We start from the raw sequence: 11,603 nt of genomic DNA on the forward strand, positions 1-11,603 counted from the left end.
CGACTATTTACTCTTCTGCTGCACCCTTAACTTGACGAGATTCGAGCCACAGGGGCACAACAATTAAAGCAGTGAGGATCAGTAAAGCTGCGATCGCAAATTGACCCACCCAAGCAACCAATTGTTCTAGAGAGACAATTTTGCCAGCAAAGAAAGCTAATGTCACCATCAAACTAGCCCAAGCAACTGCTCCTAAAAAGTTGTATAAAAAGAATTTTCCAAAGGGCATTTCAGCTATACCAGCTAGTGGTGCAGCAAAAACTCGCAATAATGCCAGAAAACGTCCAAAAAATACCGCTTTAGCAGCATTTTGACTAAATTGATCTTTAATAGTCAGTAATCGCACTTCCGAAATCCGAAAAATGCTACCAACTTTTACTAGGAAAGGCCAACCGCTAACCCTACCAATCCAATAGCCACAAGTGCCACCAATGACAGCACCCATGATTGCATCACCGAGAACCAGCCAGAAATTTAGTTCATCGCTGCCAGCTAGAAACCCGCCCACTAAGGTCACGGTTTCACCAGGAAGGGGAATGCCTAAATTTTCTAGCAAAATTCCCAAAAAGATTGCCCAATACCCGTAACTATGGGCGACTTTCTGGATATTTTCTAGTGAAATCAGCTCTAAAGACATCCCGCACCGCCGTCTTTACAAATTTTTACTTTTACTATATCTTTGCTTGTTTTTGCCTGGGGTGTCAATCAAACCAATACATAGAGTTATTAAGTCATTAGTTTTATACTGAATAATCCATAGATTTTAGTCTATGGTAGCTCTTAAATCTTGAATATTAACTATACATTTTTTTAAACTTGTTACCACAAGCTAATATTTATTACAAAGGAAATAAAAAATTTATAGAAAGTTCATAAATATCCATTTAAATTGTGAAAATCTTGTAAAAGATACGGTTGATACCGAAATTGTTAGGCGCTTATGCCTATATTGATGAAAGTTATCACAAATTATACGACATGAATACTGAAATAATCTCTCTCAACTGTACGACTGAAATTGCCCAAATATCTGGGTAAAACAGTCATTTTGCCGTTGAAAGAGAAGACGTATTGATGTCTTTTTTCAATTTTCTGTCAAGTGTTCCAATTACCCTGTTAAATTTATGGCTCTCACACAAGAACTTCAAGTGATTTTGTTTAAACCCCAAGGAAGTATAGATTTGGAAGGTGGTAAGGCTCTGAGTGAACAAATGGCTGAAGTAGTGCCTCAAGCTCATCAGCTCTGGATTATCGACCTAGCAGAAGTCAATTTCATGGACAGTTCTGGGTTAGTGCCTTTAGTTAAAGGTTTAAAAGCTGCACGTCAGAGTGGCTGCCGCTTGGTTCTATGCAACGTGCAAGCTCCTGTACGGTTAATTTTGGAACTTACCCAACTAGATACGGTGTTTGAAATTTTTCACACTTACGAAGATATTTTTACTACCGTCAAAAATAACAGTCTGGTGCTAGCAGGTTAGATAATAAATCTACCTATAGAAGGATGGCATAGTCAAGCAATATTTGCATTTTTTCACATTTTCTAAAGATAACAGTCTGGTGCTAGCAGGCTGATTTTCTTTTTTTCTAGAAAAGTAAGTAAGCACAAGTGCTTAATGACAAGTTGGTATAGGCTGCTTAAATCAGCCTGCACCGATTTGGGTATAAATAATCCCATTGGCTTTTAGCTGTGGGATAAGTCAATTTGAGCTAAATGTTATATATCCGACGTAGCTAGTGTAAGGAAGCAGGAGGTAAGAAAGGCTCGAATGTCAGAGATCCTTTGCCGCACCAATTTCTTACCTCTTAAGATTCCACCATAATGTTAATTTTAGGCATTCTGGGGAGTTGAAATATTAGCTTGTTCGGATGCTGGGCGAGGAAAATTTGGTAAATCAATGCCGCTGTGACTAGCATTACGAGTTTTGAGAGCTAAACGGTAACTCACACTTTGCAGTTCTGCTTGTAGTTGGCGGTTTTCCCGTTGTAGCATTGCTACCTTTTCTCTCACTGGCGTCATCCGCTCCTCAAACTTCCGACGGTAAATTTGAGGTAACTCTTGTACTACTTGCTCCAACATCCGAGTGCGATCGGTGAGTTCTTGGACTGACTGTCGCAATTGGTAAATTTCGGAGTCACGAGTTGTAATTTGCTCTTGGTAGAACGCCACCTGCTGCTCTACAGCCTGGAGTTGTTCTTGTAAAGCATGTAACTGGGTGAGATCACGCTCAAGCTCCGGCTGCTGGGGCATAAAACTAGTATTACCTTTTACCAGCCGGAAGAGTTCTTGAGATAGTTGTTGTACTAATTGATCGCGAAGTTGCAACTCTTGGCGTAGCTGCGATACTTCCGTAGAGAGAACTTGAATATTGGGTGTATCAGATTGGATCACAGTAGCTTAAAGCTCCCATTCAGAATCTTGTCCACTCTTAGGTATAACTGCGGGAGTACTACCTTTGGCAAGTATTTGTTAATTTAGCATTCCCAAATGAGTTACGAGAAAAGAAAAAGACAAAATTTTATTGAATGGGATTGGGGATTGGGCATGGGGCATTGGGCATTGGGCATTGGGCATTGGTTATTTCCCCTCTGCTCCTCTGCTCCCCCTGCTCCCTGTTCCCTTAGACTGTTGCAGCTACTTTAGTTGGCTTTTCTTTTTCCTCTTTAGGAGGTTTTTCTTCGGCGATTTCCTGCTTAACGGTCAAATAGCGAATCACTTCTTCACTCAAGCGCATGGCGCGTTCAAAGGGGGCGATCGCAGTTGCAGGCGCACCGTAGTTTAACTGGATATAGATACCATCGCGGTGTTTTTTGATTTCATAAGCCAGACGACGCTTACCACGATTTTGAATTTGGATATCCTCTGCGCCTTGATCGCGAAGCAAATTCTGATATTTAGTAATTGCTTGCTCTACCTGTTCCTCTCCCAGGTCAGGACGGAGAATGTACATTGTTTCGTAACTTGTAGTCATATTTTTCAGTTTCCTCATGGACAAAAGTGGCTGCTGATGTTAATTTATACCTTGTTTTAATTAAAAATGCCAGTATTAATCAACATCTGAAGCAACAAGGAACTATAATCTTACCAGTTTTCAATTTGAATCATTAGCCAAATCGCCGGAGTTTGGATTATTTTGGATGTCCCCAATGAAAACTAGGTCGGGAGGCAACCCCGATATTTGTTTAGAAAGATTGATCAAGTTATTAGCTTCGCCAATGGGTATCTTTACCCTATGGGCATCGAAAGCGATCGCGATCGCTTTCATGCTTAAGGCTCAATCGGTTCGCTAAAAAGCCAACTGAGGATTGCTACCCGCTCACAGCAACAAAAAATCAAATAAAAGGATATTCGTCAAGGTTATGGCGCAGCGCTATGTGCGAATTCAAAATCAAGAAGGACAGATTTATTATGGGATACTCCAACTATCCCTCAATGTCCAGGTGCTAGATGCTCCGCCCTGGTTACAAGGACAACCCACTGATTTGACTTTGACACCAGAAAATTACCAAATTCTGGCTCCTTGCGCTCCCTCAAAAATTGTGGCGGTGGGTAAGAATTATGCAGAACATGCAGCCGAAATGGGAACTTTAGTACCTTCTGAGCCACTAATCTTTCTGAAGCCACCCACGTCTATCATTCCATCTGAGAGGGAAATTAAGTATCCTCCCCAATCACAAAGAGTTGACTATGAAGGAGAGTTAGCACTAGTGATTGGCGATTACGCCTTTGAATGCACACCAGAAGTAGCCCAAACTAAAATTTGGGGCTACACCATTGCCAATGACGTAACAGCGCGGGATTTACAAAAACGGGATGGTCAATGGACGCGAGCTAAAGGTTTTGATACTTTCTGTCCCTTGGGCCCTTGGATTGTGCGGGAATTAAATCCAGGAGCGAGATTGCAGACTTTTGTGAATGACGACGCTAACCCAGTCCAATCTGCCTGCATCGATCAGATGGTGTTTTCGCCCGATGTTTTAGTTTCCTATATCAGTCAGGTGATGACGCTACTACCTGGTGATTTGGTGCTTACAGGTACGCCAGAGGGTGTAAGCGCATTGCATCCAGGCGATCGCGTCCGCGTAGAAATTGAAGGTATTGGCCGCCTGGAAAACACCGTAGTGGCTCGTTAACTTCTAACGTACTTGCATATACACTGCATCGGAAATCGCCGGGATTTCCGCATAACGACCGCTTACAGACTGGATGACTGAATATGCAACTGCTCCCACTATGCCAATAAAAATGGTTGTGGATAGGGTTTGGATTGCAAAACCACCAACGGGAACTAGTCCCACAACATCAGTAAGGATGCTAAACAAAAAGATAATGATGTCCAAAAGGATTGCTTGCATGGTGTTGAAACGAATAAAGTGACTAATTTTTTCGTTTCTCACTACCAGCAAAAATAAAGCAAAGAAAATAATCATTCCTGCATAACGCACGCCGTAGTAAATATTTAACAATGGCACGAGCGGCAGAAACAGCAGTTGTAGTGGTGGAAATTCTGAGAGCAAATATCTACCAAATACAAACACTTCAACTAGAGGAAGCAAATAAGGCAAGGAAGCAAAAATCCGATCTGAAACTGTTGTAGACCCGCGCCAAGACATTATGCGTTCTCCTGTGGTTAAATTTCAATAGTTACTTGAGCTTAGGATAACGCAGTTGCTTGGTCTTGCTGATAAATTCAACTATTCTATATGGGCGATACGAAAGCCCATCATGCACTCATACTGGTCTGGCTGCTGTTGAGTAAGTTTGTGAATGGCTTGACCACAGCGCAGTTGACCCTCACGCCAACGAGGTTGACCCCTCCCATCAGCGAGTAAACAAGACTGGCAAACTTGCTCAGGGGCAAGGATTTGATCGCCCATTAAAATGACTAGCATCGAATCCCTCCTATAAATCCTCATTGTCAAACAATTTTGGATTTTAGATTTTGGATTTTAGATTTTGGATTTTGGATTGACCCCATAGATATATCTAGGGTTAAGTGTTGTGATTTACCCACTCAGCACTCTTCATGATGACGCTTTGCGCCCAGCCAGGACGATCGCAGAGGACACTTAAGAGCCACATCCTATCTCTTTGTATCAAAAATGTGGGAAATCACAATTTAATAAAAATTCTCAAGTGAATCTTAATTTATTGTATGTTGTGTCTATTGTAAATTGAATATTTAGTAATAAATTATACAAATTTTTTGGTAATAAGTTGAGCAGAGACAGCTAATGTTATCTATTGTATCCCTGTTAATTGAGCACTGGAGAGTGTCAAACTTAATATTCAGAATAACAACAAAAGCTTTATGCACAAGCAACAAGGTCGTCTCTTGAAGTAACCTTGACGTGGCTAGTTAAAGCAAGAAAAGTTAAGTAAGTAAAACTGAGTTAATTTGATAGCTATTTAAGTGGGGCATTTCCAAAATACTGAGGTAAACTTGCAAGCAAGTTAATACACAATATTACTCAGCGGCTCGTCGGTCTGGGCATCACTTACAATGGAACACTGGCAATTTCTGATACAGAAACAAGGCGCACGCTCGTGGCATATCCTAGAATCGCCAAATTTGGAAATTTTGGAAGGACAGTATAGAGTTTTGGCTCGTTCTAACCTTCCTGATACAGACGTGGAAGTTCGGGTAACTCACTCTTCAACTGAGGAAGTTCAACCAACGCGGCGAATTTTCAAGCGATCGCGTCGCACTAACTCAGAAGGCTTAATGGCGGTAATTCCTTTTACCTACTTCCAGGCGGGAGTTTGGGAGTTGCGCTGTTCCGGCGATTTGATGTCGGAACTACTCGGTAAATCTTGGCAATACAAAGTCCAACTGCAAGTCTTGTCACAGCTGGAAGAGGAGCAGAGGAAGAATGTAGAATCAAATTCACTCGCTCACCCAAATACTGTTTCTGAAAACTTAGAATGCACAGCCCCAGCAGAACCCGCAATTACATTTGATAACGCGATCGCTATTTCCACAGAACTGGCAATTACTAAATACAGCAACCCCACTATCGCTGTTCTCCCAGAAGAGAACTTAGAATATACTGCCCCAGAAGAAACAGAAATTACATTTGATAACGCGATCGCTGTTTCTACAGAATTACACAGCAACCCCACTATCGCTGTTCTCCCAGAAGAGAACTTAGAATATACTGCCCCAGCAGAAACCGTAATTACGTTTGATAATGCGATCGCTGTTTCTACAGAATTACACAGCAACCCCACTATCGCTGTTCTCCCAGAAGAGAACTTAGAATACACTGCCCCAGCAGAAACCTTAATTACGTTTGATCACGCGATCACTGTTTCTACAGAAGTGGCAATTACTACATACAGCAACCCTTCTACCACTGTTCTGTCAGATGAAACGGAAGAAGATATAGTTATCAATGAGCCTGTGAGTCCTGTGTGGCTCAAAGGTGAGACGGCAGAGCAGATTTTACAAAATTTAATAGATTTAGCTTTACCCACTTCTGAACTGCTGCCCCAAGATGAAAAGGTTACAGATTCTTTAGCAACACAACCACCGCCACCATTACAGCTAACTTTAGATCAGGATACTTACATTGCTCGTTGGGGACATGCTCTTACAATCAATGGACACATAGAACTCAAAGAAAAGACAAATCTAGATCAGGCTGAAACATTATCCCCAGAAAGCCTGCGGGCAATTGAACTAGGAATTGAACTGCGATCGCCCCTAGAGTCGAAAATCTTGACCCAGGTACGGCAATCCTTGCCAGATCAGGAATTACCCTTCACCATCAATACCTCAATTGATATTCCTGCTGACTGTGAATCCAAGTTAATTTTGGCAGATATTAGTTTGTATGGTAAATTCGCCGATGCTGGTGAAGTTATCCAGTTAGCTAGTCAGTCCTTCACCATTACAGCAGATGTAACGGAATTACTGGCAATCACAGCCGCAGCAAAACCTAGTACATCCTTAAATGACCCCATAACACCATCAGACTCATCTACTGCTTTCACAGAACCAGAGACACCTGTTAAGCTCGATTTGAAACTATTCAATCTGGTCAAAATTCCAAAAACAGACCAGCAACAGATACTTAATCCATCCCCAAGCACACCCCTACCACCGCAAATAAATCTGCAAGTTCTGCGAGAAGCCACCTTGCGGACAACATCTAAGTTAAAGAACTCAGGCACTTCGCCTCAATTGCCGAAACTGCCTCCTATTCAAACCGATGCCAACTCTCCCACAGCAGATATTGTTGCAGAACCCCCCATACAGGAGGAGCTTCTAGAAAAGGATGCTACTATAGCTGCAATTAACTTGGAGCAGTTGGTCATCAGGCAACGTCGAATGCCAATACTCGGTACTACTTTGCCATACTTGAAACGGCTACAAGCTTTGCCAAGTGATGCAGAAGAAGAAGTAAAAAACAATGTCCCCCCAGAAGCCTTGGAAGTTCAGGCGGCTGAAGACTTCCCGCAGTTGGATGCAATTGTAGCTGAAGATGAAAATACACCTGAATTAGTAGTAGGTGATGCACAATTCCAGGAAGAATTTGTTGCTGAAGTCGAAGCCCAAACAAATACACAATTTCAAGAAGAATTTGTTGCTGAAGCCGAAGCCCAACCAAATACACAATTTCAGGAAGAATCCGTTGCTGAAATCGAAGCCCAGCAAAATTCACAATTCATCACAACAGGCAATCTTTACTCATCTCCTTTACTCAGGAAGTGGATGCAGAGCCAAGGATACTCTTTGCCTGAATCCATCAATCATCTGCAACTTCAAGACTACGATAACTATGTTTCAGCACAGCAGACACCCGTTTCTCTTAGTGCAGAAACTACGAATCTTGATATCAACTTGTCGTTAAATCTAGATACCAACACGGAGAATAATCTGAGCGAAGATTGGGGTCACTCAGAACTTATCCTGACTCAGACATGGCACGAACAGGAAACATGGGAAGAAGACCAAGGGTTAGCTAACGAACTGAGTAACTTTGGGGAAGATGTAGACACAGCAGAGGAAGCAGAGGGGACAGGAGTAAATACGGAACTAGAAAAAGTATTAGAAGAAGCAACACTTTCATCGGCTCTGGTAACACAACTACCGCCCCCCCCTCCTCCGATAAAAGTAAATATAGCGTCAGCTTGGTTGGCGCAAGAAATCGTTGTAGATGATACATATAGTGAACTAGAAGCCGATGCAACGAGGAGTTACCTCTTTGAAGAAAAGGAGCAAGCACTATTAGATTTATCCCCTTCCTTACCTATGATTGCAGCAACTAATAAGCCTTTGCCAATTCCACAGTTGCATGTGCCAGAAGGCGAACTAATCGCTGGCAAGTCTTTGCTAGTACGGGTAGTACTGCCTGAAGTACCTCCGCAAGTTGTTGTCAAGTTATGGCTTGAAGATTATCAAACTCGCTGGTTACTAGATGGGCCTCATTTATTGACAAATTTGCTACCTAATGCATCAGGAGGGTTGGAAGTAATAACGCAATTAAACATTCCCTTTGGCTGTTTGGAAATTCGCTTGGAAGCGATCGCACTTGATCTGACAACCCAACAAGAGAGTCACAAAGTTACAATAGTGCGAACTGTGATTCCTCCAGACTTGCCAAACTTGCAGCTAGATGAACTTCTGGGTATGTAACTTAGGTATTGGGCATTGGGAATTGGGCATTGGGCATTACTTCTCCTCCCCCTGCTTCCCCTGCTTCCCCTGCTCCCTCATCTCCCTCATTTCCCCCACTCTCAACATGGGCTGTGTTAAAAATCTTTAGAATTTCAAAAATCTGGCAGGATTTGGAGTAAGCTCATTTTGAATTGTAGTGTTATTTAACAGGAACTTTTACTATGGCAGCTTCCTTTTTGCCTTCTATCTTCGTTCCCATCATTGGTTGGGTTTTACCAGCTATAACCTTCGCGTTTCTATTTTTATACATTGAAAGCGACGATATCAGCTGATGTAGTCAATAGTCATTAGTCATTAGTCATTTGCAAGAAACAAATGACAAAGGATAAAGGATAAATGACTATTGACCAAAATTAATACCGCCTATCTCATAGAGACAGGCGGTTTTTTTAACGTTGATTTCTCAACAAATGCTGGAAAATTCTAACTTATAGTGTTCGGTTCAAACTTCAAACTAATGTTAAATCGAAGAACCGAGTCCGGCGTAGGCACCATAAAAGAAAATGCCCAAGACTGTAATTATACCTAAACCTGCGATCGTAGCGACGACCCACAGGGGAATTCTCCCACTTCCAGACACAGCTTCTCTCCTCCCTTAACAACAAATCAACACACGTTCAATAAACAAAGATTAACAACAGTAGTTCCAATTAGTTAAAGAAGTAACTGGAAAACAGAATCCCCAGAACGAAAACTAGTAGTAGTCCCAGGTATAGCGAAGTCCGGTTTAGTTCAACCGGCTGATTATTGGGGTTGGGCGATCTTTCTACCATAATTGCTCCTAACGTTGAATAAATTGCATTGCGGCGATCGCGCCCAAAAAGAATACAGTTGGTACACCTAAAGTGTGAACTGCCAGCCATCTAACGGTAAAAATTGGATAGGTAACTGGTTGATTGATGTTATTGCCGCTAGTCATGATCTCAAACTACTTTCCAATAAATTGTTCAACTTGTTTTTTCGCTTCAAAACGGTTCTTCACAATGGGCACTTCTTGGCGTGCTGGTGTGAAATACTCGTTGGGACGAGGTGTGCCAAAGGCATCATAAGCCAGTCCAGTTTGCACAAATAGCCAACCAGCAATAAACAATGCCGGGATGGTGATGCTGTGAATTACCCAGTAACGAACGCTGGTAATGATGTCTGAAAACGGACGTTCTCCAGTGGTACCTGACATTTAGATCCCTACCTCCACAAAGAATGTTATAGAGTTTATTATCCTACAAAGTTAAGAAAGAGTTACAAGTTGCAACGTTCTTCTCAGAAATAAGTACTGGGGATTGGGGATTGGGTATTAGGGATTGGGGATTGGGTATTGGGTATTAGGGATTGGGTATTGGGAAAACTCGTATCCAGTCCCCAGTCCCCAGTCCCCATTAAGCTGCTTCAGGGTTTGGTAAATATTTGAGCAAAACGCCGCGATCGCCAATTATAAATCCCCGTTCTGGCTCTAAGAACACAATCTTGTACAAATTAGCTGCAACTTCTTCTATGTCACGGTCTTTTTCCCAGGTTTTGCCACCGTCGCCACTCCGTAACAAATTACCACTACCGCCACCTACCCAAATCTCATCGGGTGTACGATATGCCAAATCCAGTAAACCCCAACTGGTGGATAATTCTGGATATTTTGCCTCTTGCCATTCTTCAGGTTTAGTTGGGTCACTAAACTGAACTTGACCTCCTCTAGCTAGCAACCACAATTGCCCATTTTCACCAAAGCCCATGTTTTCTAACCGCCGAGAACTATTGCGGTTATGGGGAACCCAAGCCTCTTGTCCTGGTTCCCAAGTCGAGTAGAAACTACCCTTAGCAGAAACCGCAATATATTTACCATCAGGAGAACGTTCCAAGTTACGCACCACACCCACTGCTGATTCCACTTGGGCTTTCCAGTTTTTGCCGCCGTCTGTGGTCTTATATATGGCTCCCACATCAGTAGCCATTTCAGCTGTATTGTCTGCCAGTGCCTTAACTGCGATCGGACTACCTGGTAGCTTTTCGCTCAGGGGGATACGCGACCAAGAAGCGCCTTCATCGGTAGTGTGCAGCAACAGTCCGGGTTCTCCGGCAATCCAGCCTTCTTTACCTGCAAAACTTACTGAGTCAAAGCGATACTTCTGCTCATCCAGTTGCAGTATTATTGGTTTCCAGGTATTACCACCGTCATTAGTTTCCAATAAAGTGGCATTGCTACCTACTAAGTAGCCATGTTCAGGGTTATCAGTAAAAGCAATATCCAATAAATTCGAGTCTGTTGGCACAGAAATGACTTTCCAAGGGTTGTAGCTAACAGAGGGAACTTGGCTACAACCTATGCACATCACGACTACTATTAACAAGGCAAATATTCGTTGCCAACCTTTCACAATTGAATGCATCAGTATTTCTTAGTTATTTCTAAATTTTTGTAGGAGTTGGCAGCCAGGATGCTGTAAGTCCTGGCTTTTGCATTTTGAATTTTGTTAGCGCAGTGTAAAGCCTCTGGTAGAGAGCGTTATTTGGAATTGCTTAAAGGCTGTCATTGTAAGCCGTAAAGACTGATAAAAAACAAGAACCCAAGAGCCAAAGCACCAAAAATTAGGATATTCTTTTGGGTTGGCGTTAGGTTGTTAACACCCAAACCATAACCGAGATTTTCTTTAAAGCCGGATGCAGTACCGGCAGGGCCGATGTTGGCAAAAGCGGTCTTTTTAGCAGAACAAACTGGACAGCGCCAATTTATGGGCAGTTCTGCAAAGAGTACCCCGGAAGGAATATCATGCTTGTCATCTCCCTTCTCAGGTTCGTAAACATAACCGCAGGCGCGACACTCGTAGCGGTCTAACACCGGAGTCTCAACAGCTGGTTCGCTCATGGCTAAGGCCTCGCAGAGAAGAAATCTTAAATATACGTTAAAAATTATGACATAATTGTTAGACT

General features: G+C 42.5%; 16 protein-coding genes. 5 read left to right on the forward strand and 11 right to left on the reverse strand.

The genetic code is table 11. The annotated features are described in order from the left end of the window. Window positions 1-7: 7 nt before the first annotated feature. Complete coding sequence (locus tag RRG12_RS08670; RefSeq protein ID WP_069072908.1) at window positions 8-637, reverse strand: DedA family protein; 630 nt, start codon at window positions 635-637, stop codon at window positions 8-10. 487 nt (window positions 638-1,124) lie between these two features. On the opposite strand from RRG12_RS08670, the gene RRG12_RS08675 reads away from it, so the two are divergent. Then, window positions 1,125-1,478, forward strand: coding sequence for an STAS domain-containing protein (locus tag RRG12_RS08675; protein WP_069072909.1), 354 nt, complete (start codon window positions 1,125-1,127; stop codon window positions 1,476-1,478). Between the two features lie 350 nt (window positions 1,479-1,828). On the opposite strand, the gene RRG12_RS08680 is transcribed toward RRG12_RS08675, so the two are convergent. Both RRG12_RS08680 and rpsF read right to left on the reverse strand, forming a co-directional pair. Then, on the reverse strand, window positions 1,829-2,389 hold the full coding sequence (locus RRG12_RS08680; RefSeq protein ID WP_335108648.1) for an Npun_F5560 family protein: 561 nt from the start codon (window positions 2,387-2,389) through the stop codon (window positions 1,829-1,831). A 229-nt stretch (window positions 2,390-2,618) separates the two neighbouring features. After that, window positions 2,619-2,969, reverse strand: coding sequence for a 30S ribosomal protein S6 (gene rpsF / locus RRG12_RS08685; protein ID WP_069072911.1), 351 nt, complete (start codon window positions 2,967-2,969; stop codon window positions 2,619-2,621). A gap of 175 nt (window positions 2,970-3,144) precedes the next feature. On the opposite strand from rpsF, the gene RRG12_RS08690 reads away from it, so the two are divergent. Beyond that, window positions 3,145-3,288 carry a hypothetical protein gene (locus RRG12_RS08690; protein WP_176727124.1) on the forward strand — a complete coding sequence of 48 codons (144 nt, stop codon included), beginning with the start codon at window positions 3,145-3,147 and terminating at the stop codon, window positions 3,286-3,288. Between the two features lie 69 nt (window positions 3,289-3,357). Beyond that, entirely contained in the window at window positions 3,358-4,131 is a 774-nt protein-coding gene (locus RRG12_RS08695; protein ID WP_420758990.1) for a fumarylacetoacetate hydrolase family protein, read from the forward strand. Between the two features lie 3 nt (window positions 4,132-4,134). Here the strand turns inward: RRG12_RS08695 and RRG12_RS08700 are convergent, their stop codons facing one another. Both RRG12_RS08700 and RRG12_RS08705 read right to left on the reverse strand, forming a co-directional pair. Further along, the gene (locus RRG12_RS08700) at window positions 4,135-4,611 is read right to left on the reverse strand and encodes a Tic20 family protein (protein ID WP_069072913.1); all 477 of its coding nucleotides are present in this window, start codon (window positions 4,609-4,611) and stop codon (window positions 4,135-4,137) included. Between the two features lie 81 nt (window positions 4,612-4,692). Beyond that, window positions 4,693-4,890, reverse strand: coding sequence for a hypothetical protein (locus RRG12_RS08705; protein ID WP_420758991.1), 198 nt, complete (start codon window positions 4,888-4,890; stop codon window positions 4,693-4,695). 611 nt (window positions 4,891-5,501) lie between these two features. Here RRG12_RS08705 and RRG12_RS08710 point away from each other — a divergent pair. Both RRG12_RS08710 and RRG12_RS08715 read left to right on the forward strand, forming a co-directional pair. Further along, window positions 5,502-8,639, forward strand: a complete 3,138-nt coding sequence (locus tag RRG12_RS08710; protein WP_420758992.1) for a hypothetical protein — start codon at window positions 5,502-5,504, stop codon at window positions 8,637-8,639. Window positions 8,640-8,842: 203 nt separating this feature from the next. Further along, window positions 8,843-8,953, forward strand: a complete 111-nt coding sequence (locus tag RRG12_RS08715; protein ID WP_084227157.1) for a photosystem I reaction center subunit VIII — start codon at window positions 8,843-8,845, stop codon at window positions 8,951-8,953. A gap of 188 nt (window positions 8,954-9,141) precedes the next feature. On the opposite strand, the gene RRG12_RS08720 is transcribed toward RRG12_RS08715, so the two are convergent. The 6 genes from RRG12_RS08720 to RRG12_RS08745 all read right to left on the reverse strand — a co-directional run bounded on the left by RRG12_RS08720 (window position 9,142) and on the right by RRG12_RS08745 (window position 11,538). Then, window positions 9,142-9,261, reverse strand: a complete 120-nt coding sequence (locus RRG12_RS08720) for a photosystem II reaction center protein J (protein ID WP_012411803.1) — start codon at window positions 9,259-9,261, stop codon at window positions 9,142-9,144. A gap of 70 nt (window positions 9,262-9,331) precedes the next feature. Further along, on the reverse strand, window positions 9,332-9,454 hold the full coding sequence (locus RRG12_RS08725) for a photosystem II reaction center protein L (RefSeq protein WP_012411802.1): 123 nt from the start codon (window positions 9,452-9,454) through the stop codon (window positions 9,332-9,334). 8 nt (window positions 9,455-9,462) lie between these two features. After that, the gene (gene psbF, locus RRG12_RS08730; RefSeq protein ID WP_015115279.1) at window positions 9,463-9,600 is read right to left on the reverse strand and encodes a cytochrome b559 subunit beta; all 138 of its coding nucleotides are present in this window, start codon (window positions 9,598-9,600) and stop codon (window positions 9,463-9,465) included. Window positions 9,601-9,609: 9 nt separating this feature from the next. Next, window positions 9,610-9,858, reverse strand: a complete 249-nt coding sequence (gene psbE, locus RRG12_RS08735) for a cytochrome b559 subunit alpha (RefSeq protein WP_069071322.1) — start codon at window positions 9,856-9,858, stop codon at window positions 9,610-9,612. A gap of 199 nt (window positions 9,859-10,057) precedes the next feature. Further along, on the reverse strand, window positions 10,058-11,062 hold the full coding sequence (locus RRG12_RS08740) for a photosynthesis system II assembly factor Ycf48 (RefSeq protein ID WP_420758993.1): 1,005 nt from the start codon (window positions 11,060-11,062) through the stop codon (window positions 10,058-10,060). 140 nt (window positions 11,063-11,202) lie between these two features. Next, a complete protein-coding gene (locus RRG12_RS08745) occupies window positions 11,203-11,538 on the reverse strand; it encodes a rubredoxin (RefSeq protein ID WP_181930964.1) in 336 nt (111 codons plus the stop codon). Between the last annotated feature and the right edge of the window lie 65 nt (window positions 11,539-11,603).

This window comes from Nostoc sp. CALU 546 (assembly GCF_048836525.1).